Origin of the sequence: Microbulbifer agarilyticus S89, from assembly GCF_000220505.1 — a bacterium.
Lineage (GTDB): Bacteria > Pseudomonadota > Gammaproteobacteria > Pseudomonadales > Cellvibrionaceae > Microbulbifer > Microbulbifer agarilyticus_B.
The window spans coordinates 51,364-75,542 of sequence record NZ_AFPJ01000004.1 but is presented as its reverse complement, the minus strand read 5'-3'; the positions used below and the strand labels follow the sequence as shown (position 1 = coordinate 75,542).

The following is a 24,179-nucleotide window of genomic DNA, read 5'->3' as shown; positions in this document are numbered from 1 at the left end:
AATACCTGGCCATTCAAAACCGCGCTCGGTGAACCGGTGCTGAATCAGCCGAACCGTTTGTCGGCGACAAATGGGTTGGTCTGGCGCTCCTGACCAAATGTGGACATGGGACCGTGGCCGGGGATGAACTTCACCGCATCGCCCAGGGGCCAGAGCTTTTTGGTGATGGAGTCGATCAGGTCCTGATGGTTGCTCATGGGGAAGTCGGTGCGGCCGATGGAACCGGCGAAGAGGACGTCGCCCACCAGGGCGAGGCCGCTGTCGCGGTGGAAGAAAATGACGTGCCCAGGGGTGTGTCCGGGGCAGTGCACGACTTCGAGCACTTCGTCGGCAACGGTGACGGTGTCACCATCCTTGAGCCAGCGATCCGGGGTAAAGGTTTCTACCGGCGGGAAGCCATAGGCCTGGGCCTGGGCGACAATTTTTTCGATCCAGAACTGGTCGGCTTCCTGAGGGCCTTCAACGGGGAGTTCGAGCTGACGCGACAATGGCGCGGTGCCGCCGACGTGATCGAGGTGGCCGTGGGTCAGGAGGATTTTTTCCAGTTTGAGGCCACGCTCTTCGACGGCGGCGAGGATGCGGTCAATGTCACCACCCGGGTCAACCACGGCGGCGCGCTTGCTTTGGTCGCACCACAGCAGGGTACAGTTTTGCTGAAACGGGGTGACGGGGACCGAGTGAAATTGCAGAGCCATGGGGGTACCTGTTTTATCTTCGGTGGCGAGTATAACGCCCGCGGTCTCGTCCGGCTAAGGTAGGTTGGGACTCTGGTTCTACACCGGTGGCAGCACCGGCAGCCGGTCCTCCCTCGCAAGACACGCCGTGAACCCATCCATGGGGGCTCTTCCGCGAGGTCCCTCTCGCGGAAGGTCTTGCGAGGGAGCACCCGCTACCGGCGCCTTCGATTCAGGCGTTTGCGGCTAAATCACCGCTTCCGATGTTCTTTTTAGCGGGCTCGGGCGGCGTGTTGAGGACTTCTTCAATACCTCTCTCACATCTTCGACCAGATTCTTGTGTACCAACTGGCTCTCCCAGTAGCCGTCATGGGACACCAGTTGTGGCCCCCAGCTGGCAGCGGTCCAGTCGGACAGCGGGCGGGTTTCAAAGTCGCGGTAAACGGCCTGGTTATAAGAGGGGCTGAGGGGTTTGAGGGGCCAGCCGAACAAGTCGTCCGGGTGGTAGAAGTTTTTCCAGCGGAAGTTGTAGCCGCGGGTCTCCGAGGTGACGGCCTGGATCTGGTCGCGGGCCATGCCGGCGGTCCACAAGGGGTTGCTGGCGCCCAGGGTGTACCAGTGCGTGAGCGTCTTGCCACGCAGGAACAGGTCTTTGGCAGACCCTTTGTGCACACCCTTGGGGCCGCCGTCGCGCCAGATACCGTGACTGATAGTGGGCCGCTGGGCGTCCCACAGGTAGTTGGACAGGTTGCTGCAACCAATGGAGTGGGTGAGCAGGATAACCGGGGTGTTATCGCTGGTAGCTTTGGCGGCGCGCTCAAAGGTCTGGTAGATCGCCTGCTGGCTCTTGTCGTAGTTGCCGCCACGCTGGTGTATGTCTGCCAACTGGGCAGAGGCTTCGGCCAGGCCGGCCAGCATAAACTTGCGCGCGCGCAGGTAGTCCATATCGCGCTTTTGCATGGCATCGAACACGCGCTCGACATTGGGCTGCAAGTGCGCGTCGCACAGGATGGTCTCGGTATGAATCCGGGTCCAGTCGTCGCCCAGTGCCGCCTCGAGCGCCTGGAACAGTGGCTCGGCGAAGTCTTCGTTTACCGCCCCCATACCGGGTGCCGTAAGGATTACTAGATCGGCCATATTCGCTCCCCGTGATTATTCTGGTTTTGTTTTTATTGGATACGAATACTTCTGCGGGGTTGCCCGCGCATCCTGAGTGCTGTTTGTTTTTACGCCACTCTTTTCCTAACGAACGGTGGCGCAACAACCACAAACAGAAAAAACTACCACTGGACGGTCACAATGGGAAGATTCGCGCCAGAATTGTGCCCTGATCGGCGTTTTTACACGCAATTTCACAAAACTTGGCGTGAAGAGAAAATAAAAGGGAACTGAAACGCCAGGGCACCGTCAAAGGATACAGTTCCCCAAATCGCGTTTGCATGTCAACGCATGGCGATAGGACTCTCTCATCGTATCTTTGCTTCAAGCCGGCCCTGCGCCGGCTTTTCTTTGCCCGGCAGATACCCGCTGCCAGAGCACCCCAACAGAACACGCTCTGGCGCTGCCACCCCATGCGCTCATCCTCCCCCTGCAGGGGGGAGGTGAACGAAATTCCGGGCTGGCACACTAAGACTGTACAATTGTGCCTCCCGGGGTGTGGTGTGTGGGAACCCCGGTCAATGTCCCGTTGATTGGTCAATGCCATGCTCCTAGCCTCCAAGTACAGCCTACCCGACTGCCCAGAACACACGCTGCAGAGGCCCCGGCTGCTGTCGCTGCTGGAACAGAGCCAGAGTGACCAACTATTACTGGTCACTGCCCCAGCCGGTTACGGCAAGACCACCCTGGTCACCTCCTGGGCACTCGAACAGGACAATCCAGTTGCCTGGTACTCCCTGGACGGCGGCGACAACGAGCCCGGCCAGTTCTGCCGCTATCTGGTAGAGAGCGTGCACCGCGCCACCGGCAACGGCGTGCCGGAAACGAGCAAGATCCTTGCCGCGCAACACAACCTGGACCCCTCCCTGGTGATCAGCCAGATGCTGGCGGAACTGCGCCAGCTCCCCAGCGAGCTGCGCATCGTGCTCGACGACTACCACCAGATCGACAACCCCATCGTCCACGATGCCACCCGCTTCCTGCTGCGCCATGCGCCTGCGGGTATCGGTATCGTCATCACCAGTCGCAGCCAGCCGCCGCTGGGCCTGGGCGCGCTGCGCCTGCAGGGCCGACTACTGGAGCTGGGGGCCGAAGACCTGGCGCTTACCATCGACGAAACCACCCAGTTACTCACACGCCGCTTGCCGTTCACCCTGGGCAGCGACCGCGTGGCCCAACTGCACCAGCTCTCTGAAGGTTGGCCACCGGCCATTCAAATGTTCGCGCTGTCCGTGCGCGACCAGGAAGAAGTGGACCGCTATCTGGGCGAACTGGAACAGGGCCACGCCCATATCCTCGACTACCTGGCCGAAGAAGTACTGGAACGCCTGGAGCCGGAGTTGCGCCAGCTGCTGGCACGTACCTCCATCCTCACCCGCGTCAACGGCTTGCTGGCGGAGCGCCTTAGTGGCCAGACGGGCGGCCAGCAACAGCTGGAAACCGCTGCCAGTCGCGGCCTGTTCCTGCAGGCGCAGGACTCCAGCCGCCAGTGGTTTCGTTTCCACCCGGTATTCGCCCGCTTCCTGCAGCGCCAGCTCTCTGACGGCAGCCAGCTTACCCAGTTGCACCAGACCGCCAGTGATACCTGGCAGGAACTGCAGCAACCGTTGGAAGCCCTGCGCCACGCGCTGAAGGCCGAAGACCGCGACCGGGTACACCGCCTGCTCGCCGAGCAGGGCGAGCAGTTCCTGCGCGAAGGCCAGTTCCGAGTGCTCAACGACAGCCTCAACTGGCTGGGTGAAGACCTGATCAAGCGCCACGCCTCGTTCACCCTGCTGGCCGCACGCCTCGCCCGTGACAGCTTCGATTACGAGCGCTGCAACAAGCTGCTGGCGGCCGCTGAGAGCTGGCTGCAGCGTGAAGATCCCAAACAATGGGAAGACTTTGAAGGTGCCTTTGCCGCGATGCGCGCACAGGCGTCGGTGTCCCGCGGACAGATCCTCAAGGCCAAAGAGTATGCGCAGGAGGCTCTGGACCTGCTGCCCAAAGACCAGGTCAGCGAACGCATTGCCGCCCAGCTGGTCATCGGCGAAACCAGCTTCTGCCTGGGTGAGCTGGACCAGGCCATGCACCACATGGAGGCCGTGGAAAAGGCCACCCTTGCCCAGCAGGATATTCCCAATGCGGCCTGGGCCCTGTGCCAGCAAACCGAAATCGCCTTTGCCAACGGCCTGCTGAAGAAAGCCGCCGCGCTGCAGGCGCGCGCGCAGCGTCTGATCGAAGAGCACCACCTGGTCGGCCTGCCGATTTCCGAATTTATTTACCGCTTGAAAGGCCAGCTGCAGTGGGAGGCCGGCGACCTGGACGGCGCCGCTGAATCCGCCCGCCGCGGTATGCAGATTAACCGCAAAGTCGGCGAGCGCTGGCTACTGCCTGAGTACACACTGCTGCTGAAAGTAGCCCTGGCGCGCGGTGACAAAGACGAATGCCTGGAGTGGATGGAGCGTGTCGAGCACCTGCTCTCCGGCGAGCAGTATCACCGCGACTGGGTTGCCAACGCCGACGCGGCGCGTATGCGCGTGTGGCAGGCACTGGAAAACACCGAGGCGATCGCCACCTGGCAGGAACAGGCGGATCCGGTTGCCGACCGCCCCAGCAACCATTTCGAACAGTGTTATGGCCGCAACCATGTGCGCGCTCTGATTTCCCTGCACCGCTACTCCGATGCCAACCGCCTGCTGGGCCGCCTGCAACAGGTTGCGGAAGAGTGCGGTTTAATCACCGACCAGCTGCGCAATCATGTTCTTGCCGCCCACCTTGCCTGGCTGCGCGAGCGCCGGGAAAAAGCACTGGAACACCTGCGCGCCGCGCTCACCATCATGCTCGACAGCGAACTGAATGCGAGCTTCCTGCAAATCGGCAAGCCGATGATTGTGCTGCTGAAAGCCGCCCTGGAAGACACCGGTGAGCAGGCGCTAAACGAAGCCCAGACCGAAAAGGCACAGAAGCTCATCAAGCTCGCGCAACAGCAGCCGGAGCTTGGCGGCGGCATCCGCATCGAACTCGATGAAACCATCGTGCGCGAAATCCTCGCCAGCGATGCCGTGCCCGACTTCCTGCGCCACTCACCGCTTACACCGCGCGAGTGGCAGGTGCTGAACGCCATCCACTCAGGCCTTTCCAATGAGCGTATCGCGCGGCACTTCAAGGTAGCGCCCAGCACCATCAAGACCCACATCCGAAGCCTCTATCAGAAACTCGATGTGAAAGATCGCCAGCAAGCGATTGCACTGGCGGAACAGCTGCTGCGCTCGGTGCAGGACAAGCCATAAAAATTACTTTTACCCAGCACCCCGGTAGTAAGTGTATTGAATTCTTTTACCGCATTTCTCGCCCAATGATGATGTCGCTGGGCAGCTTTTTGCAGCTGCTGGTGGACAGGTTTAAGTGCGGGATTGCACCGAAAAGAGCGCGATATTTTTGTGCCAGCAGCGCTGGCAGTTATTGCAGTCACGCTGGTACCAGCTTCGGGTAGACTGGGGGCGGTGATTGAGTGGGGACCTCCTCCAGATCCGCCCCCAAAAATGACCGACCTTTCGGTCAGAACCGGTATTTAAGCCGCCAGATTCTCCCCCTCCCCCCCCGATCAGGGGGGAGGTACGCCGCCTCCGGTATCGCCATACTCACCCTAACCTAATAAGTATCCATCGACGGACTCTGGCATGAGCGGTATTCAGAAAGACAAATCAAACGGGGAATGGTGGCGCAACGGCGTTATTTACCAGATCTACCCGCGCAGCTTCTGCGACGCAAACGGCGACGGTATCGGCGATCTGCCGGGTATCGTGGAGAAGCTCGACTATGTGAAGTCCCTGGGCGTTGATGCCATCTGGATCTCCCCCTTCTTCAAATCGCCGATGGCAGATTTCGGCTACGACGTGTCTGACTATCGCGATGTTGACCCGATCTTCGGCAATCTGGACGACTTCGACCGGGTAATTGACAAGGCTCACTCTCTGGGCCTGAAGGTGATTATCGACCAGATCCTGAGCCACACCTCCGACCAGCACGCCTGGTTCGAAGAAAGCCGCGCCAGCCGCGACAACGCCAAGGCCGACTGGTACGTGTGGGCAGACGCCAAAGATGACGGCAGTGCGCCTAACAACTGGATGTCCAACTTCGGTGGCAGCGCCTGGCGCTGGTGCACCCGTCGTCGCCAGTACTACCTGACCAACTTCCTCAAGGAGCAGCCGGACCTGAACCTGCACAACCCGGAAGTTCAGGAACAACTGCTTGCGGATCTGCGCTTCTGGCTGGACCGCGGTGTCGACGGTTTCCGTCTGGACGCCATCAACCACGCATTCCACAACCAGTCTCTGCAGGACAACCCGGCACGCCCGGTGAAGCTGGACAAGAACGGCCTGCCGCCGGTGAACAGCTATGAATACCAGTGGCACATCCACGACAAGTCTCAGCCGGAAAACCTGGTATTCCTGCAGCGCGTACGCGAGCTGCTGGAAGAGTACCCGGGTGCAATGACCGTGGGCGAAGTGGGCGACGACAATACCCACAAGATTATGGCCGAGTACACCACGGAAAACCGCCTGAACATGGCCTACTCCTTCGACCTGCTGTCTGAAGACTGCAGCGCGCAGTTCCTGCGCGACACCCTGGAGAAGAACCGCCAGGTAATCGAAGAAGGCTGGCCTTGCTGGTCCATTTCCAACCACGATGTACCGCGCTCTTTCACCCGCTGGAACAAGGGTTTCGACAACGAAACCGCCATGGCGCGCGCGCCACTGTTCCTGCTGATGCAATTGATGTTGCGCGGCAGCGTATGCCTGTACCAGGGCGAAGAACTTGGCCTGCCGGAAGCCGATGTGGCATTCGAAGACCTGCAAGACCCGTACGGCATCAACCTGTGGCCGGAATTCAAAGGCCGTGACGGCTGCCGTACCCCGATGCCGTGGTTTAACGGTGGCGAGATCAATGCCGGCTTCTCCAAGGTAAAACCCTGGCTGCCGGTTGCCGAAGAACACTACCACCTGGCCGCCTCCGTGCAGGAAGACGACCAGCATGCAATGCTGAACCGCTTCCGCGCCCTACTGAAGTGGCACGCGGACCTGCCGAGCGCCCTGGCCACTGCCAGCCAGAACATTCTGGAAACCGGCGACGACCTGCTGGTGTTCGAGCGCGCCGGCGAAGGCGACGCAGAGCGTTACTTTGTGGCCCTGAACCTGGGTCAGGAAGCGACTGAAATTGCACTGCCAGCCGCGTTTGCCGGTAGCGAAGACATTACCCCGGAAGGTTTCGCGGGTGCACTGAACGGCGACAAGATTGAACTGCCGACAGCCGCGGCACGGGTCTTCCTGAAAAAGTAAGCCCCAACACGCAAGCCAACGAAAAGTAGCCTCACAGAAGGAAAGGAAAAAAACACTGACCTTATTGAGAATTTGGCGTTCCTGTTAACGCCTGTACGCCGCCTTTAGCGAACCAGTCGCGAAATACAGGTTCAAAAGGGGTACCTCTCAATAAGATCGTTAACGTAGTTGCTCTCTCGTCGAAGCACGATTTCCAGTTTTCTGGAATTTTTTGAAGCCGGCTGTTTAGCCGGCTTTTTTTTGCCTCGCATTTGCGTGTGACTATAAAGTTTTATTTCTATCGGCGCCTCTGCTCATTCCATTTCAATGTAAAAAGCGCCAAAACCAGACCCTACCATGCCTCTCACTTGCCCTGACGTCCGCGCCACGCGGGCCGAAGGGCAGGCTCATCCCGCGGCCAAACCGGGACACACCGGCGCGTCGCTTTGGGGAAATTCAAAGGTCGAAATTGTGCACTGTCGTGCAGGGGTGCGTTCGCCCCGCAAAAAGGCTGCCGCCTTTCCGCACGCCCGACACACTGCCGGCCGGCAAATTGCTCGCGAGAGCAGATGAGGTATGCATGCAAGGCTCTTCCATCTCACGGAACTTTTCACTGAAAAGCTTTTCGCTCAAAAACCTTCTCAAGAAAATCGCAGTCGGTGCCAGCTTGGTGTTGGCCGCATCTGCGATGTTTGCGCCGGTGGCGCAGGCCGGCGACTACCCCTACCCCTACCAGCAACATAGATCCATGACCGATGGCAGTGCCTGGTGGCGCAGGGATGTGATTGGTGGAGCCCCACACATCATCATCGACATCAGCGAGCAGCGCGCGTACTTCTACAAGGGCGGCCGGCTCGCAGGTATCTCGCCGATTGCCACGGGGATTGCTGGCTACCGCACCCCCACGGGCAGCTTCCGTGTCTCGGAAAAAAATATTGATCACCGCTCCAACCTGTTTGGCCAGTACGTGGATCGGGCCGGTTATGTACGCAAATCCAGCGTGGATGTGCGCAAAGATAAGCGCCCGGCAGGCACTGTGTTCCGCGGAGCGTCCATGGACTTCTTCATGCGCTTTAACGGCGCGGTAGGCATGCATGCGGGCAAGGTTACCGGTCGCCCGGAATCACACGGTTGCGTGCGCCTACCCTGGCACATGGCCAAAATTTTTTATGAAAACGCGCCCATTGGCACCAAGGTTACGGTGCGTCAGTAAGCACGAAAAAGGGCAGCTTCCGCTGCCCTTTTTCATATGTGTTGTTTGCGCGTATGCATCAGCCGAGACTGCCGAGCACATCCTGCATCGTCCAGAAATCCCACCCCTCCGGCAGCGCCTCGCGATCCTCAGCTCTGGCAACAATGCCCCGGCGATGTTCCGGCCACGCCAGCACCGCCACCCCTTCATACCCGGTAAAACGCTGGAACAATACCGGTGCCGAAAGACTGCGCTCCAACTGCTCACACAGCGGATGCCAGGACAAAGGTAACTGGCGGCGCACCTGGGCCCAGCTACGCTCTTCTTGCGCGTCTTCCTCTTTGGACACGCTGTGTGCCGCTGCCTGATCTGTATAACGTATTTGGCTTGCAGCCAAGGCGCTGTCATCCGGTAAGCTCAGCACACCCATCGCCTGCTGTTGCGCGCACAGTACACAGGCGTCGATGGAAAGACCCAGTTCGGTACCGCGTTCGACCGGCACAAACCAGCCACTGTCCGCCGGTACTTGCCACTCACAAAAGCCACAGGTACCGCTGTCGGCCGCGTTCGGTTCGATCTGTTCCAGTGCGCGCGCCTGCTTGCCCGGCGCCCAGAAATGCGCGGTGTCTGCGGCGAAAAATTCCTGCGCATACTGGCTCACATGCCAGTGGAAATTAAAGGCGTCGGCCACCCGCTTGCGGTCGCGCGGGCCAAGGCCGCGATAGCCGCGGTGGTTGACCTTGGCCAGACAGTATTCACAGGCGTGCGGTGCACTCTCCAGCTCCGGTGCCGCCAGTGCTTCGCGGGCAGTACCAATCCACACCACCTGATCCGGCACTTCCAGAGCACCACAGCAACTGGCGAGGTGGATACGATGAAAGAATTCTTTGCGCACTTGCGGATCATCTACCGCAGCCACATCCACCGCGTACACCATCACTGGGTGCCCGCGGTACAACCAGCCATGCTCGGTCTGGTCCAGGTCAGCGAGGGTGACTTCAATTCCCTTGAGCAGCGCCTGCTCAATGGAGCTGTCCGGTATACCCGTTACCGCTTCCGACACAACGGCTTCTGCCGCGGGCGCTTCGGCAACCGCCGTATCGCCAGTGCCTCCCATACCAGAAATCGCTTGGGTCAGTGCCTCAAAGTGCCGGGAGAAGCGCTTCATTAGAACGACTCCTCAAGGATGCTGTGGATCTTGGTTTCAGAATTGGTGATCACGCGGAAAGCCACTCGCTTGGATTGCTCGATATTCTCACTGCCATCCGGATTGTATATCGGACGAGAGGAAGAATACCCGACTGCCGCCACATTCTGCATCATCCAGCCGTGGTGAGTGGTTACTTCATCCAGGGTGTACACAAAACGCAGTACCGAGCGCGCACGATCCTGCGACAGGCGCAGGTTATTGAAGTACATGGCATTCAGGTCTCGGCTCTCACCCCAACCGGAACTGGTGTGGCCCTCGATACGTACCGCATCCACCGAATCCTGAAACGGCACCAGCACATTCATATAGCGCGGGAAGAACTCCTCGAACACAATCTGGTAGCTGGCACTGAGCGCAGCCTCCCCGGTATTGAACATGGCATCCGAGTTGTTGAAGGCAACCGTGAGTGTGTCGCGGTCAATGGTGGCACCCCAGCGGGCAAGATCCGGGGCAAATTCCTGCTGCAGGGATTCATAGATCGCCAGCTGGTTTTCCTTGTAGGACATGGCAATGGTGCGGATTTTTTCCCGCTCGATCATCACCGAGCGCATCATCGCCACGGCGATACACAGAAACACCATCATCAGGCCGGCCATCAGGTCGGACACACTGATCCACGAGGACTCACTGTCGCCGCGGCTCACCGTCCCCGAGCGGGTAAACCCCGACCTCGCTGCCATCAGGCGACTTCCTCACGGGCGCGCTCCGCCGACTGGTTCAGGCGCTGCATCTGCGCCACCAGCTGGCGGTAATCGCGAGTGAACTGACCGCTGATGGTCGCCAGCGCCTGCCCCATGGCCGACATAACACCTTCCACTTCCTCTTCCATCTTGCGCTCCACCAGCTGGTATTGCTTGCCGATGGAGTTCTCGGCGTCGCCGAGGCTCTTGCGAATCACATGGCTGAGGGCATCCACCATTTCCTGGTGGGTACGCGCTTGCTGCAGTGCCAGTTCCTGCATGCCATTGCGGTGGGTGGTAACAGAGTCCTGCACCAACCCTTGAATAAAGTCCGCATCCAGGCTCGACATTTTTTCGAATGCGCCGGACACCGCCTGAATCTGCGCACCCAGCAGTTCGCTCTGCTTGGCGATGCTCACCAGGGACTGCTGCATATCGCTGGTCATTACCTGCTGCACCACATCGATGCCCTTCACGAACTGGTCGATACGTTCGCCCAGATGCGGCAATACGTTCTGCATCTGCGCCGCAACACCGCGGTAGCGGTCCAGCTGTTCGGTAACCGCCTGCATTTGCTCGCGTGCCTGCGCGTTGACGCTCTCCATACCATCGAAGAACTGCGGCACTTCCGCCAGCTGCTTATGAATGGTTTGCAGATCGCGCGCGACCTGCACCAGCCCCATTACCGCTGTATCGCAGTGTTCAGACCAGTACTCCACGCGTTCTTCATGCGCTTTGTATTCCCGGGTAAGGGTTTCCACCATGGCATCGAAGCGCGCGAAGTTTTCCCCGAAGCGGGTCATGTTCTCGCCGAACTGGTTTTCCACGCGCTCATTAAAGCGCACCACCACCTGTTCCATCTGCTCGACCAGCACCTGCGACACCTGCGTGGAAAAGTCGCGTAACTGGTTTTCACTCTGCTGCAGCTGGCGCTCCTGGCCCTGTACCAGTTCGCTCTGCAGTTGCTGCAGGGCATCGCGAATATCCGCGAGGTCGGTGACTTCGGCCACATCGCCGGGTACCGGGATAAACCGGGTCAGTGCGCGCAGCACAATGGACAGGCCGATACCGCATACGCTGGTGATAAACGCGGTTTTCAAACCATCCAGCAAGGTGGCAATACTTTCGTCGATATCTGCCAGACTGAATTCGAACAGGCCGATGATCACCCCGGTAAAGGTGCCGAGAATACCCAGTGAGGTCAGCAGCCCCGGGGCCTGCTCGACAAACTCATCTGCGCGGCGCACAAAGCGGCACACCAGCGCCAGCGCAAACAGCACCAGCATCAGCGACAGGAACCCTTCGGTAACCGCATCCGGACTCAGGGCAACAAAGACAGAGCGCAAAAATTCAGACATGGAAGCAATCTCGTGTGAAATCTTCTCGATTTAATTTTTTGATTTTCTGTTTCTCGGGAGGACTATCTAGCCCTTTAACTGCAACACAAACTCCTGCACCGAATCCCCAGAGGGCAAGCGAGCAAGGTGATGGCTGAACAGGCGGTAACCTGGCAGCAGGCGCATTAAGTCGGCGGTGCTGCCAAGACTGCGTGCACTGCGGCCATCGGCAATCGCCGTCACCGCCACGCGCTCGTCTTCCAGCACCTCAAACATTGCCGGGCGCTCTGGCTGCTGGCTGGCCTTGTACACCAGAAAATGCAGCTGGCCACCGGGGTTCATGCGCCCGGCCAGCAGTTCGCCCAGCGCTTCAATTTGCTGCGGGCTGCAGAAGTTCAGCAGGTCCCACAAAAACACCCCATCCAGCCTGGTACCGGGGTCAAAGCTGAACATGGACTCACTGAAGCCACTGCCTTCGCCGTGCATTTTCTTGCGCCACGCCAGGGACGCGTGCAGGTCTTCCACATACAGAGAGCCCACTTTCTTTTTCAGCGCATCGATATTGCGGCCATTCTTGCGGCCGCAATCCAGCACCGTAGCACTGGCGGGCAGTGCGGCAAGTGTTTTGCCGATGCCGGCAAACGCTACCTGCTCGTCATCACGTACCTGGCGGAAGTAAGCGCTTACATCCGAGGCGCCGCCGCTGCGCACCTGATTGCGTGAGGTGGTGCTGTCGTATTCAAGGAAATGTTCGGTAACGTTCTGGTCCATGCCCTCGCGCTTCATCAGCGAATTGAACAGGCTGAAGCGGTCCATACATTTCAACAGGGTCACCGTAGAGTGCCCCTTGGATGCCACCTGTGGATAACTGGAGTCGTCCACATACTCAAAGCAGAAGTCTTCCTGCAGGCGGAAACGCCGTGGCTTATTCGGTTGGTTGCGGCCGGTGTAGCGCATGGTATGCAGGATGGTGCCCTGCTTTAAATGCGGTTGCAGCAGGCGAATCAGGTGCTGGATAACATCCAGCTCCAGGAAATTGAGTAGATCCCAACACAGGATGACATCGAACTTTAAGTTCGCAGGCTTGGGGAGCAGGTGATCTTCCAGCGCTTGCAGTGGGTCGTCGCTGTGCTGGTTATCGGCCAGGTATTCCACCAGATCTTCGATGTGGCACTGGCAGTTAAGGCCGAGAAAAGCCTGAGTGGTACCGGACGAGAGTGGCCCGAGGTCGAGGATTCGGTCCCCGCTTTTGACCATCTCGGTCGTTAACGCAGCGAGGCCAAAAGAACGGTGTTGCATTGTTTATCGCAGGAATTCGGGGCGTGAGCCAGAGGAAAAAACACAACGCCGCAGGAGAGCCTGCGGCGTTGCCGCGGGGGTTAGCTGTCAGCCAGCTCCGCTTCCTTGGCCTGATCCTTGGCACTGTCTTTCGGGGCGAAAGACTTTTTCGCCACGGGCGCACTCGGCGCTTCGTCCTTCGGCGGCAGGTTCGGGTGAACCAGCTTGTCTTTGAATTCGGAATGACGGGCTTTCATCTCGTCATCGGTGTCGACCATATCCATGGAACCGCGGAACTTACCACCGTCGTCCAGCTGGATGCGCGGGGCAATCAGGTTGCCTTTCACTACCGCGGTGTTACGGATTTCAATCAGCTCGTCGGCCAGCGCATCGCCGGTCAGGGTGCCGTTGATCACGATGTTCTGTGCGTGGATATTCGCGTTGATTTCGCCTTCACGACCAATGGACAGGTCGTGACCTTCCATAATGACGGTGCCTTCGATGGTACCTTCGATGTGCAGGTCTTCGGTGCCAATCAGCTCACCGCGGAACTTGATGTTTTTACCGATTACGGAGCGATCCTTCGCCATGGATGCATCGAGTTTGTCCGCGAAAGGACGCTCAGACGCACCACCTTCGTTCATTCCAGAAAGAAAAGAGTTGGAATCCAGACTTGCGTCCGGCTTGGGGTCGAGAGGATTCGCCATTGTTCCACCTAATAACCGTAAAGAGCTTATGTTTTTTTAAGGAACGACGTTTTTAGCGTTTTTTGGTGACAGTTCCCATAGTGAGTGAGACAAAAAACCGGTCACAGGCTCACTTTGTGAGAACCTTCACAATAATTTTTTACGCGCCAAGCGACTAATTGACCCATTCGAGTAAAAAGCGCGCAACGCGCCCATTCCGGGTGCGCATGCGCACAAAAATATGACACAGAATACGCAGCGAGTTTACGCGTGAAAATTAAGCACCCGGTGTTTTCACAAAGTAATCATGGGCCGCCTTGTTCACACGCCCGGACAGGCGAATGGTCGACAACATGGTGGGAATGGCCATCACGGCGTACATACCAATAATCAAACTATTCACAATGTTCAGTGACAGCACGGCCCCCAGGATAATCAGCAGCATGTACAACACCGTGTAAACCACCTGAAAGCGTGTGCCGAACAGAAACACAAAACACTTCATGCCGTAGTACCAGAAAGTAACGATGGTACTGAATGCCAGCGGTACGACCATAATCAGCAGCAGTACCGGGCCCCAGCCACCAAAGACACTGCTAAACGCATCCGCGGTCAGGGACACCCCTGCTATGCCCTCTGCCCCCTGCCACACACCGGTGAGCAGAATAACCAGTGCGGTGCAGGTGCACACAATCAGCGTATCCACGATCGGGCCGATCATCGCCACCACACCCTCACGCACCGGCTCGGTGGTTTTCGCCGCGCCGTGCGCCAAAGATTCGGTGCCAATACCGGCCTCATTGGAAAAGGCACCGCGGCTCACCCCGGTGGCAATAACCGCCCCCAGTGCACCGCCGGCAACCGCTTTACCGGTAAAGGCATCACTCAAAATCAGCGTGAAAGCCGCGGGAATACCCTGCCAGAAGTAGGCAATCACCCCGAGCGTCAACACCAGATAAAAGATCACCATGGCCGGCACAATGCGCACCGCAAACCGACCAATACGCTGGATACGCCCGGAGATCACCACCAGTGCCGCCAGCGCCAGGGCCACGCCAAGGGAAAAATCAAACAGGAAACTATTGTCCGCGCTTACCCATCCCAGCGGCTCGGCAAAAGAGACCCGCAGCAACTGCACCGTCTGGTTCGACTGGAACGACGGCAGCAGGCCGGCCAGGCCGGCGATGGCAAACAGGTACGCCAGTGGCCGCCAGCGTTTGCCCAAGCCTTCACGAATCACATACATGGGCCCGCCTTGGATCTCACCACTGCTATCGCGGCCTCGATACATCACCGCCAGGGTGGCGGTATAGAACTTGGTGGCAACCCCCACCAGTGCAGTGATCCACATCCAGAAAATCGCCCCGGGGCCTCCGGCACTGATGGCGATGGCGACGCCGGCAATGTTGCCAAGACCCAGCGTGCCGGAAAGCGCGGTGGACAGCGCCTGGCGGTGGGATACCTGGCCGGGATCGTTAGGGTCGTCGTACTTGCCGCGCAGCAGGTCGATACTGTGGCCGAGATGGCGGTATGGGCGTGCGCGCGAGCTGATCAGCAGAAACAGGCCACCACCCACCAGCAGCACCAGCAGCGGCGTGCCCCAAGCGTAGGCGACAAAGGTATTGAGGGCGGATTCGAGGGATTGGAGGAAGGACATGAAATTGGGCGACTTCGTCAGTTTGCAGCAAACCGACGATGTTCGCCCAATCGCATTAAAATCTCAAATCAGGGCTGCAGATGCTTGTCGACGAAAGCGACGATTTTTTCGACCGTCTGCATGCGGCCCTCTGGGGTATCCAGATAATGGGTTTCGTCTTTCAGCTCCACGAATTCCACCGGCTTTTTCTCACGCTTCAGGCGTTTGTACATATTTTTGGACTGCTTCAGTGGCACGATAACGTCATCTTCGCCGTGAATCAGAAGTACCGGCGCCTGGAATTGCTCCGAGTGTCGCGCTGGGGATACTGCGCGCAGGGTATCTTTGTCTGCGTCGCCATTGGCCATCAGCTTTTCCCAATAGGCGACTACCCAATGGTGGCGACCATGGTCACGTTTTTCCGTGCGCAGCATTTGCTCCAGATCACTCACGCCATTCACGGAAACCACGCAGCGGTATTTCTTTGGGGTAAAAGCACCACCGGCAAGCGCGGCATAGCCACCATAGCTCATTCCGGCAATACACACTTTGTCCGCATTGACGATTCCTTTACGCACCAGCATTTCCACCGCATCGGTCAGGTCGTCCTGCATTTTTGCACCCCACTCACCCTGGCCTGCCAAGTAGTGCGCAAGGCCAAAACCAGTTGAGCCCCTGAACTGAGGCTGCACAACCAGGTAGCCCCGGTTGGCCAACGCCTGAGCCAACCAGTCGAAGCTAACCCGGTCGTATTCCGCTGGCCCGCCATGAGGCATGATCACGGCGGGTAGGTTCTTCAAGTCGCCGACTTTGTTTTTTGGCAGGGTGAGCAAGGTCGGAATCGTCAGGCCATCGCGGGCCTTGAAGTTAATCGTCGCAATCGGATGGACCTGATCACTGCGAATATTCGGGCGCGCCGAAGCAAGCTTTACCGGCGCCCCTTCTTTTGGGAACAGATAGTAGTCACCGGCAACCTGAGACCCTTCTACATACACCATCAGGTGCTCCCACCCGTCCGTCCAATCCTGCAGCCATACAGAGTGCCCGGCAAAATAGGCCTGGATATCTTCCATACGCTGGCTGATGGATTCATCAAAGAACCGATAACTTGGCGTAAGCCCGGAATAACGCACGCCCCAAACGCGCTGATCCAGACTTTGGTAGGTTCGCTCCACATCCGCATCGGCACGGCCAAAGCCCAAATCGGTAAATTCACCGGAGCTCAGGGACAGGGCATAGAAATTATCCCGACCACTCTCGCTGCTGGTACTGATCGCAATAACCGACTCGCGGTCGGGGGTTAATCCCATAAAGCTGATGGTAGGGATGTCCGTTTCCTTGTGATAAACGTCCACCCACTCATCGTTCTGGCGAGCCAGCAACCGATGCACATTGCGCTTATTGTCAAACAACTCATGGGCGATGACTTCACCATTCTGATCAAGGAAGAAATCCCGGGAGCTATGGCGCCCCTTGAAATGCACCTTCGGGCGCCGGGGATCCTCAAGTTCAACCCGCACCAGTGAGTAGCGCGGGTTATTGTCGTGGTGGTCTTTGGGAACATAGGCGGGCATATAGGCGAACTTATTGTCCGGCGACAGGCCAATGATTCGGCCCAGCCCGGACTGGCCGCGATAAACAACGTCGCCCGGAATCAGCAGCTGGCGCACATCACCCGAGCGCCAGTCAAAGGCGTAGGCGGTACTCAAATCGAGTTTGCCTCGAAATCCAAAGAGCCTGCGCACGTCCGAGGCCTGGAGAATCAATTCATTCTCATTAGCAAAATATATGGTATCCGGCGTCGTCGCGGACAGATTCACGGCACCCAACCGCTTACCCTCGGTTAGCGACATCACTACCGCAAAGTCTGCACCAGTCTCATCCGTCATGCGGAATGCTATTTTTTCGCCGCTGGGGGATACCGCCAACATACTTACCTTCGGTAAGGCACCATAGTCTTTTGCCGTCAGTTCACTGGCTTTGCCATATGCTTGAAACGAAAAGGTGATAGCGACAATCAGCCCAAAGCAGGCTGAAACGAGCGGAGTGCACAGCGCGCGAAGAAAGCTCATCCGGACTCTTCCTGAATTATTATTTCGAATATCTGTTTGCAGACACTTAGGTCAACGAAACAATATACCGCAAACCCTGAGTAATGTGCTCTTACACGCCATTACAGCGCCAGATACGGCTCCTGCTACAAAACGAACAGGCAAAAAAAAGCCCCTTTACAGGGGCTTAAATCAGCAATCGATATCTTTGTCTCAGGCCGCAGCGGCCTCACCGTTGTCCGCTTTGGGGCCGTTGTCCGGCTCAGCTTCGTGCTCGCGTACGAAGAACACGGAGATGGCGCCGCACACCATAAACACACCGGCCAGCATAATGATGTAGATGGCCTGGTTGTCGAACACGGTCGCCAGGATCGGGCCGGCAACCAGAGCAGACAGAATCTGCGGGGCGGCGATGGTGAAGTTGAAGATACCCATGTACACACCGGTCTTGGCTGCTGGCAGCGAGTCAGACAGGATTGCGTACGGCATGGCCAGGATGGCGGCCCAGGCGATACCCACACCGATCATCGGCAGCATCAGGCCAACGGCACCGCTCGGTACGGTTACTTCGGTAATCAGCAGGTTCACCTGAGTGGCATCGCCACCTTTGAACAGTACAAAGCTCATGTAACCCAGGCCACCCAACAGTAGGGACAGCGCGTACGTCGGCTTGCGGCCGATGGTGTGCGCTACGCGCGCCAGCACGATGGAGAAGAGCGCAGCAAACAGCGAGTAAGCGGCAAAGATAATACCTACCCAGTCACCAGCGGCGCCTTTGGCGGCGGCGATGTGTGCGGGGATTTCGCCAACGGTGGCTAAGTAATCGTGATCAAACCACTTGGCTTCCACACCCCACACGTGCTGGGTGATGGCCGGGGTGGTGTAGACCCACATAATGAACAGGGAGAACCAGGAGAAGAACTGCACCACCGCCAGCTGACGCATGGTTTTCGGCATGCTCACCAGCAGGGCGAAGAAACCGGCTAGGCGCTGTGGCAGGGATTTGCGTTCGGCGCGCTCGCGGGCCACTTCTTCCGCGTCGATACCTTTGTACGCGTTGTACTCTTCCGGCGGATATTCCTTGGTGCGAAACACGGTCCACAGCACCGAGCCCAGCAGCACCGAAGCACCGATATAGAAGGCCCAGATAACAGAAGGCGCAACTTCACCGGCCTGCGCGGTATTTTCCAGCCCAATCACGTTGGTGAGGATAAACGGCAGCATGGAACCCATGACCGCGCCGATGTTGATCAGCAGGGACTGTACCGAGTAACCCACGGTGCGCTGCTCGGAAGGCACCATGTCGGAAACCAGCGCGCGGAAAGGCTGCATGGTGACGTTGAAGGCGGCATCCATCAGCGCCAGCATCACACCACCAAACAGGATGGGTGCAATAAAGGCCACCACAATGCTGGCATTCGGCATAAACGCCATACCCAGCGCCGCGGCAATGGCACCGAACAAAATGTAAGGGTTACGACGGCCGAAGCGGCTCCAGGTGCGGTCAGACGCAGAGCCAACAATCGGCTGTACGATAAGGCCCATCAGCGGCGCGACGATCCAGAACAGGGACAGGGAGTGCAGGTCGGCACCCAGGTCCGACAGGATTCGGCTGGCGTTGGCGTTTTGCAGAGCAAAACCAAATTGCACCCCGAGGAAACCGAGGCTGACATTCCACACCTGCCAAAAGGGAAGCTTGGGCTGTTTCTTCATCGCTGTATTCGCCTGTTTATTGTGGGCTAGCGCACGCGCTTGCCGGCCAATTTGCCGCCTGCGCACTGTGCGCTGATTACCGTATTTCTGGTTGTGGATGAATTCTGTCAGCCATCACAAGCCCAGCCATCCTCCCTAGAGGGGGCGGAGTTGGGGGTACACCCGCCGGAAAAGTGTGCAAAATGCCAGCAACGCACAAAACGCACAACAAACCATAAAGTCCCTATATCTACACTTTAAATATTTAAAACCGAGCAAAGTCCTTATTTAGGGTCCTAACATAAAGTGTTAACAAAGTCCCACAATTGGGACATAATCGAACAAAAGCGGCTTAAAATCCCATAGAAAGGACATTATGGACTACACCGCGAAATCCCCTGCCGCCGTTGCCGAGCTCCTCGGCCAGCGCCTGAAGCAGGCCCGTCTCAACCTCGACCTCACCCAACTGGAGGTGGCCGAGCGTGCCGGCGTGGGCCGCAAAGCGGTAATGAATGCGGAGAAAGGCAAGGTCCAGCTGGAAGCGCTGGTCGCCATACTCCAGGCCCTCGACCTCACCACCCAGCTGGATAACTTCCTGCCACCCCAGCCCCCCTCGCCGGTACAACTGGCCAAGCTCCAGGGCAAACAGCGGCAACGGGCCTCCGGCCAGCACAAGCAAGAGGGCGATCAAGACACGGATGAGGACACAACCGCATGGTAATGGAAGTCATCAGCGTGCACCTGCCGGACGGCCACGGCCCCAATGGCGAGGCCAAGAGCCACAACGTAGGCGCCGTCAGTTTTGATACCGACACCGGCCTCGGCGCCTTCGAATACACCCCCGAATTTATCGATACCGGCATCGAACTGTCGCCACTCAAGATGCCGCTGGCCAAGCGCATCTATTCTTTCCCGCAGCTCAGCTTCGACACCTACCGCGGCCTGAACGGCATGATTGCCGACTCCCTGCCGGACGACTTCGGCAACGCGGTACTGAACGCGTGGATGGCCGCCCAGGGCAAACAGCCCGCAGACATCACCCCACTGCAACGGCTGCAATACACCGGCAAGCGCGGCATGGGCGCACTGGAATACGCCCCCGCCACCCGCCTCAAACACCTGAACGCCTCCCAGCACATCGCCATCGACGAACTGGTGGGCATTGCCCAGGAAGTGCTCGACAGCCGCGCAGGCTTCCAGGTGAATTTAGGCCCGAATGGAAACGACGAGCGCGCCGCCCACCCGGAAGAAATGCTCGCCCTGCTCTCCGTGGGCATGAGCGCCGGCGGCGCCCGCCCCAAGGCGGTACTCGCGTTTAACCAGGACTTCACCGAAGTACGCTCCGGGCAGACCGACGTGCCGGAAGGCTTCACCCACTACCTGATGAAGTTCGACGGTGTAAGCGAACACAACAAAAACAGACAAACCTTCGGCGACCCCATGGGCTTCGGCGCCATGGAATACGTCTACTACAAAATGGCCACCGCCTGCGGCATCCACATGATGCCCAGCCACCTGCTCACCGAAGGCGACCGCCGACACTTTATTACCGAACGCTTCGACCGCCGCGGCAACCACAAAACCCATATCCAGACCTTAAACGGCATTGCCCACGTGGATTACAAGGTGCCCGGCTCATACTCTTACGGCGAACTGTTCGCCGTGGCGCGGCAACTGAAACTCCCCGCCACCGATGCCGAACAACTGCTGCGCCGCATGGTGTTCAACATCGTCGCCCGCAACCACGACGACCATGCCAAGAACTTTGCCTTCCAACTCAACGGTAAAACCTGGCAACTGGCCCCCGCCTACGACCTCGCCTACAGCTACAAGCCCGGCAGCCGCTGGGTGAACAGCCACTGGATGAGCTTAAACGGCAGGCGGGACGACTTTACCCGTGCAGATTTATACAGCCTGGAAACGGTGAGCCCGCTGTTTAGTAAGCGGAAGATTGATGGGGTTGTTGAGGCAGTGGTGGAACAGGTTTCGAATTGGCGAGAGCTGGCGAGAGAACACAATGTGCCGGAGTCGCTAATTGGTGAGGTAGAGGGGAACCTCAGGCTAGCACTGTAAGTGCAAAATTAGCCACGGTGCCATGTCCAGATCTAGACATCCATATTTAGACACTATGTCTACATAAGGATGCTTATGGCCGCATCTAGACATAATGCCTATATCTGCGGCTTTTGAATGAAACTGTTAGTCAATAAACGGAACTATAGGGAGTTAGTTTGAAAGCAAGAAATATTAAAATTGAAAAGGAATTAGTAGCTTATATTCGAAATATTGATGAATATAGGAAATCTTTACAGCGCCAATCAATCTGGTTGTTTGTAGCCATTCTCGGTTGCTGGAGCGTTTCTGGAAGTATCGGGATAAAAATATTTGCGTACGTGATAACCGGCTTATATTTTTATTCTCTGGTCTTTTCCGAGATCACAGTTAAGAAGAAGTTTAATGATTTCGAGAAAAATATAGAGAAAATGATCGCGGGAGCATACATAGAGGGACCCTCGAAAACTAAATATGAAGAGATCTTAGGGTTAGTTAAGGTAAAAAGAAAAAGTTGGTGTCAAATTGTAAAATCGGCACCAATGTTTATCTTATGTTTGGTGTTTCTAGCATGGTCTATATACGAGCAATTCACTCTAGTAGCTGATGGCTAACAAAGCGCTGCGGTCCGACGTCTAACTTTGTACACTTTATGCGCGGCCGCTTCGTTCCCATTATTGCGCATAAAGCGCCCAAAGTTGGCCGCGGCTGAGCGCGGCGTTATGCAAAGAATAGTAGTTAGAGCAATCTATGAAGATATCTCGAATAATTATTAAGAAATTTAGATCCATAGAAAAGGCAGACATTTGGGTTGGATCAATTAATGCAATCGTCGGTCAGAACAACTCAGGGAAATCTTGTCTACTGCGAGCTCTAAATGCTTTTTTCAATTACGAAAAGGAAGAAGATGCATTTAAGAATGGTCTTCATAGTTTTAGGCCAAGAACAGTATCAAAGATAGAAGTTCACTTTGAAGATTTTGACCGGGCGAGGATGCCAGCTAGGTATATCCACGGAAATAAGGTCATAATAGAAGCCAGCTTTACTCAAAATGCTATAGGTTGCAGCAGATCGATCAAATACAAATCAGGTCGAGAATGGACTCAGGATGATGGGTGTTTAGCATCGGTAAAAACCCAGATCGAGTTTATACTAATCCCTCCAAATAGAGATGCAAATGCTTTAGATCAAGCTGAATCAAGCGTACTGCAGCTTCTTGTCGAGGAGAAAATGAAGGAAGCTACTGAATCTAGAGATAACTATACCGTTAAATTTAAATCTGCCATTCAATACCTTGAATCAAATGCGTTAAAGAAAATAGCTAGCGACGCCAAAGCAGAATTTCCAGTTAAAAAGCCTTTCAATATTACAATCAAGTACTCAAAAGATATAAGTTATAAAGATTTCTTACCCGATGTAGGAATACAGATAGACGAATCAGGCCTGTCTCACCCACTTATAGAATGTGGGTCAGGCATACAAAGCTTAACGATAATTTCTCTGTACAACCTACTGGGGAAAGCTAGGGATGAGAATATTATTATTGGCCTTGAGGAGCCAGAAACCAATTTACACCCTCAGGCCCAAAAAGAACTTATTGACTATTTCAAAGAGCTGGTTTCAACGGAAAATATTTTACAATTTTTCTTTACTACTCATTCATCTCAAATGATCGACCAGGTTGACCATACAGAGATTGTCTCATTTAAGAAGGTGGCTGATTCTTCGCGTGGCTTTATTAGTAAAGTTAATAAGCTCCCAGAAAATTTCTTTGATAAATATGACCTTGATGACTTTAAGTATTATCAATTTTATCGCTATCGAAATAGTGACTTCTTTTTTTCTAGCTATATCGTCGTTACAGAAAGCAAAAATGAAGTTGAAGTCATAAAAAAAATTGGAGAGACCTCTGGTAAAGACTATGAAGTTAATGGACTTTCCTACTTGAATTTAGAAGGCGTTGACAAAGCAAAATATACAATCTACCTCCTCAAGGAACTTGACATTCCATTTTCACTTATCGTCGATAAGGACTTTTTCTTCCCATATGCAAATGATGATTACGCATCAAGCTTAAACCCAAAAGGTTTCCCGCAATACAAAGCTGAATACAAAGATGAAGATCTTGTTAAAGACATAATACCTAGTGCTACCGACAGGGAAAAACTACTCAGAAATCCCAACGTAAATCACACAGAAAAATTGAATTTACTTGAGAGCCACAACATTGTCTCTATGCGCTGGAGCTTGGATCTTGATCTTGTGGCTATAAACGGTGCAAGAGAGGAGTATTTTAGAATTTTAAGAACTCCGCTTGCGGATCAAACTTCCCAGTATTTGACAGCGCAGAGAAAGGCAATCAAAAAAATCGATAGGATATTGAGAGTGTTTGGTAGTTTAGAGCCGGCGAACTGGCCCTATTCCTACTCTCGAATTAAAAAAGTCATGAATAAGATAGCTAGAGACTTGGACCATACATAACAAGGTGCTGCTGTCGGACAACTTTTCCTCAGAGCGCGGCGTCATGTAAAACTTAAGTTAAGCAACATGAAAAAGTTTCCTGTTTTCGCGATGTCCGCGCTTTTATTCGGATGAGCAAACCAAAGAGAATTTTGGTTCATGAAGTAGTCCAAGACGATACCATCAACAGGGAGGCATGTGAGGGATTTTCTCCTAGCGGAAACCCATGTGCATTCCCAATGCTGTATAAAAGAAAGCCTGCTCAACGATGCTTGATATACAAGTGATTCATCATCGATAGCCTGCCCCATGAGGCTTCGAACTAACAATACATTGCCAAACAACAATTCAATTACATACCATTAGTTGTAGGAAAACCTGATGCACGAATATGAAGTAAAGCGGCTTAGAACAAGATCTATATTCAAGATTATTTTTGTTGGCATGACCTTGTCGATAGTGCCGCTATTTGCAATATCAGGTGTACTCGCATCAATGGGTTTAGTAAAGCTCTATTGGGGTAGCGAGCCGTTAACTGGTGGTAGCGCGATAATTGGAGGTCCTCTCGTCGGCCTATTTATAGCTGTAACTTTCAGCTTCTTTGCCGCAACTCTTACATCACTAGGCCTTATCCTGTACGGTAAAAAACGCACGCTAAAAGTGTATTACTACCCCATGGAAAAGAATGAACCGAGCTAACACTGCGCAAACATAAGCTCTGACTCTACAAATCATTAACTTAGCCATTTAAGGAACGACATGATTAAAAAAAT

General features: G+C 55.8%; 18 protein-coding genes. 8 read left to right on the top strand and 10 right to left on the bottom strand.

Translation table 11 applies throughout. The features are described from left to right. Nucleotides 1-44: 44 nt before the first annotated feature. Nucleotides 45-695, bottom strand: a complete 651-nt coding sequence (locus AS89_RS0100300; RefSeq protein WP_010130211.1) for an MBL fold metallo-hydrolase — start codon at nucleotides 693-695, stop codon at nucleotides 45-47. 225 nt (nucleotides 696-920) lie between these two features. Then, a complete protein-coding gene (locus AS89_RS0100295) occupies nucleotides 921-1,811 on the bottom strand; it encodes a hypothetical protein (protein ID WP_010130210.1) in 891 nt (296 codons plus the stop codon). A 566-nt stretch (nucleotides 1,812-2,377) separates the two neighbouring features. On the opposite strand from AS89_RS0100295, the gene malT reads away from it, so the two are divergent. The 3 genes from malT (at nucleotide 2,378) to AS89_RS18885 (ending at nucleotide 8,345) form a co-directional block, all read left to right on the top strand. Then, entirely contained in the window at nucleotides 2,378-5,104 is a 2,727-nt protein-coding gene (malT, locus tag AS89_RS0100290; protein WP_033229658.1) for an HTH-type transcriptional regulator MalT, read from the top strand. A 390-nt stretch (nucleotides 5,105-5,494) separates the two neighbouring features. Then, complete coding sequence (locus AS89_RS0100285) at nucleotides 5,495-7,153, top strand: alpha-amylase family glycosyl hydrolase (RefSeq protein ID WP_010130205.1); 1,659 nt, start codon at nucleotides 5,495-5,497, stop codon at nucleotides 7,151-7,153. A 559-nt stretch (nucleotides 7,154-7,712) separates the two neighbouring features. Further along, entirely contained in the window at nucleotides 7,713-8,345 is a 633-nt protein-coding gene (locus AS89_RS18885; RefSeq protein ID WP_010130204.1) for a L,D-transpeptidase, read from the top strand. 58 nt (nucleotides 8,346-8,403) lie between these two features. Here AS89_RS18885 and AS89_RS0100275 read toward each other — a convergent pair whose 3' ends face one another. From AS89_RS0100275 to AS89_RS16475, 8 genes are all read right to left on the bottom strand, one after another. Continuing rightward, complete coding sequence (locus AS89_RS0100275; RefSeq protein WP_010130203.1) at nucleotides 8,404-9,492, bottom strand: hypothetical protein; 1,089 nt, start codon at nucleotides 9,490-9,492, stop codon at nucleotides 8,404-8,406. After that, nucleotides 9,492-10,214 (bottom strand): OmpA family protein, encoded by a 723-nt coding sequence (locus AS89_RS0100270; RefSeq protein WP_010130202.1) that lies wholly within the window; start codon nucleotides 10,212-10,214, stop codon nucleotides 9,492-9,494. The genes AS89_RS0100275 and AS89_RS0100270 overlap by 1 nt, the downstream gene beginning before the upstream one ends. After that, nucleotides 10,214-11,572: a hypothetical protein gene (locus AS89_RS0100265; protein WP_010130201.1), complete on the bottom strand. Its 1,359-nt coding sequence runs from the start codon at nucleotides 11,570-11,572 to the stop codon at nucleotides 10,214-10,216. The genes AS89_RS0100270 and AS89_RS0100265 overlap by 1 nt, the downstream gene beginning before the upstream one ends. A gap of 66 nt (nucleotides 11,573-11,638) precedes the next feature. After that, complete coding sequence (locus AS89_RS0100260) at nucleotides 11,639-12,850, bottom strand: hypothetical protein (RefSeq protein ID WP_010130200.1); 1,212 nt, start codon at nucleotides 12,848-12,850, stop codon at nucleotides 11,639-11,641. 80 nt (nucleotides 12,851-12,930) lie between these two features. Continuing rightward, nucleotides 12,931-13,536 carry a bactofilin family protein gene (locus AS89_RS16485; protein ID WP_010130199.1) on the bottom strand — a complete coding sequence of 202 codons (606 nt, stop codon included), beginning with the start codon at nucleotides 13,534-13,536 and terminating at the stop codon, nucleotides 12,931-12,933. 256 nt (nucleotides 13,537-13,792) lie between these two features. After that, complete coding sequence (locus AS89_RS0100250) at nucleotides 13,793-15,172, bottom strand: alanine/glycine:cation symporter family protein (protein ID WP_010130198.1); 1,380 nt, start codon at nucleotides 15,170-15,172, stop codon at nucleotides 13,793-13,795. 68 nt (nucleotides 15,173-15,240) lie between these two features. After that, a complete protein-coding gene (locus AS89_RS16480; protein ID WP_010130197.1) occupies nucleotides 15,241-17,223 on the bottom strand; it encodes an alpha/beta hydrolase family protein in 1,983 nt (660 codons plus the stop codon). Between the two features lie 192 nt (nucleotides 17,224-17,415). Then, nucleotides 17,416-18,915 carry an MFS transporter gene (locus tag AS89_RS16475; protein WP_010130195.1) on the bottom strand — a complete coding sequence of 500 codons (1,500 nt, stop codon included), beginning with the start codon at nucleotides 18,913-18,915 and terminating at the stop codon, nucleotides 17,416-17,418. 355 nt (nucleotides 18,916-19,270) lie between these two features. Here AS89_RS16475 and AS89_RS0100235 point away from each other — a divergent pair, with 355 nt between their 5' ends. From AS89_RS0100235 to AS89_RS16465, 5 genes are all read left to right on the top strand, one after another. Beyond that, nucleotides 19,271-19,615 carry a helix-turn-helix transcriptional regulator gene (locus AS89_RS0100235; protein ID WP_010130193.1) on the top strand — a complete coding sequence of 115 codons (345 nt, stop codon included), beginning with the start codon at nucleotides 19,271-19,273 and terminating at the stop codon, nucleotides 19,613-19,615. Continuing rightward, nucleotides 19,609-20,967, top strand: coding sequence for a type II toxin-antitoxin system HipA family toxin (locus AS89_RS0100230; RefSeq protein WP_010130191.1), 1,359 nt, complete (start codon nucleotides 19,609-19,611; stop codon nucleotides 20,965-20,967). The genes AS89_RS0100235 and AS89_RS0100230 overlap by 7 nt, the downstream gene beginning before the upstream one ends. 158 nt (nucleotides 20,968-21,125) lie before the next feature. Continuing rightward, nucleotides 21,126-21,560 (top strand): hypothetical protein, encoded by a 435-nt coding sequence (locus AS89_RS16470; protein WP_010130190.1) that lies wholly within the window; start codon nucleotides 21,126-21,128, stop codon nucleotides 21,558-21,560. 136 nt (nucleotides 21,561-21,696) lie between these two features. Beyond that, nucleotides 21,697-23,427, top strand: a complete 1,731-nt coding sequence (locus AS89_RS0100220; protein ID WP_010130189.1) for an ATP-dependent nuclease — start codon at nucleotides 21,697-21,699, stop codon at nucleotides 23,425-23,427. Nucleotides 23,428-23,787: 360 nt separating this feature from the next. Beyond that, on the top strand, nucleotides 23,788-24,105 hold the full coding sequence (locus AS89_RS16465; protein ID WP_010130188.1) for a hypothetical protein: 318 nt from the start codon (nucleotides 23,788-23,790) through the stop codon (nucleotides 24,103-24,105). The last annotated feature ends 74 nt before the right edge of the window (nucleotides 24,106-24,179 follow it).

Bases quoted from the DNA above. Each gene is read 5' to 3' on its own strand.
- AS89_RS0100300 (WP_010130211.1), bottom strand. From the start codon at position 695: ATGGCTCTGCAATTTCACTCGGTCCCCGTCACCCCGTTTCAGCAAAAC.
- AS89_RS0100295 (WP_010130210.1), bottom strand. From the start codon at position 1,811: ATGGCCGATCTAGTAATCCTTACGGCACCCGGTATGGGGGCGGTAAAC.
- malT (WP_033229658.1), top strand. From the start codon at position 2,378: ATGCTCCTAGCCTCCAAGTACAGCCTACCCGACTGCCCAGAACACACG.
- AS89_RS0100285 (WP_010130205.1), top strand. From the start codon at position 5,495: ATGAGCGGTATTCAGAAAGACAAATCAAACGGGGAATGGTGGCGCAAC.
- AS89_RS18885 (WP_010130204.1), top strand. From the start codon at position 7,713: ATGCAAGGCTCTTCCATCTCACGGAACTTTTCACTGAAAAGCTTTTCG.
- AS89_RS0100275 (WP_010130203.1), bottom strand. From the start codon at position 9,492: ATGAAGCGCTTCTCCCGGCACTTTGAGGCACTGACCCAAGCGATTTCT.
- AS89_RS0100270 (WP_010130202.1), bottom strand. From the start codon at position 10,214: ATGGCAGCGAGGTCGGGGTTTACCCGCTCGGGGACGGTGAGCCGCGGC.
- AS89_RS0100265 (WP_010130201.1), bottom strand. From the start codon at position 11,572: ATGTCTGAATTTTTGCGCTCTGTCTTTGTTGCCCTGAGTCCGGATGCG.
- AS89_RS0100260 (WP_010130200.1), bottom strand. From the start codon at position 12,850: ATGCAACACCGTTCTTTTGGCCTCGCTGCGTTAACGACCGAGATGGTC.
- AS89_RS16485 (WP_010130199.1), bottom strand. From the start codon at position 13,536: ATGGCGAATCCTCTCGACCCCAAGCCGGACGCAAGTCTGGATTCCAAC.
- AS89_RS0100250 (WP_010130198.1), bottom strand. From the start codon at position 15,172: ATGTCCTTCCTCCAATCCCTCGAATCCGCCCTCAATACCTTTGTCGCC.
- AS89_RS16480 (WP_010130197.1), bottom strand. From the start codon at position 17,223: ATGAGCTTTCTTCGCGCGCTGTGCACTCCGCTCGTTTCAGCCTGCTTT.
- AS89_RS16475 (WP_010130195.1), bottom strand. From the start codon at position 18,915: ATGAAGAAACAGCCCAAGCTTCCCTTTTGGCAGGTGTGGAATGTCAGC.
- AS89_RS0100235 (WP_010130193.1), top strand. From the start codon at position 19,271: ATGGACTACACCGCGAAATCCCCTGCCGCCGTTGCCGAGCTCCTCGGC.
- AS89_RS0100230 (WP_010130191.1), top strand. From the start codon at position 19,609: ATGGTAATGGAAGTCATCAGCGTGCACCTGCCGGACGGCCACGGCCCC.
- AS89_RS0100220 (WP_010130189.1), top strand. From the start codon at position 21,697: ATGAAGATATCTCGAATAATTATTAAGAAATTTAGATCCATAGAAAAG.
- AS89_RS16465 (WP_010130188.1), top strand. From the start codon at position 23,788: ATGCACGAATATGAAGTAAAGCGGCTTAGAACAAGATCTATATTCAAG.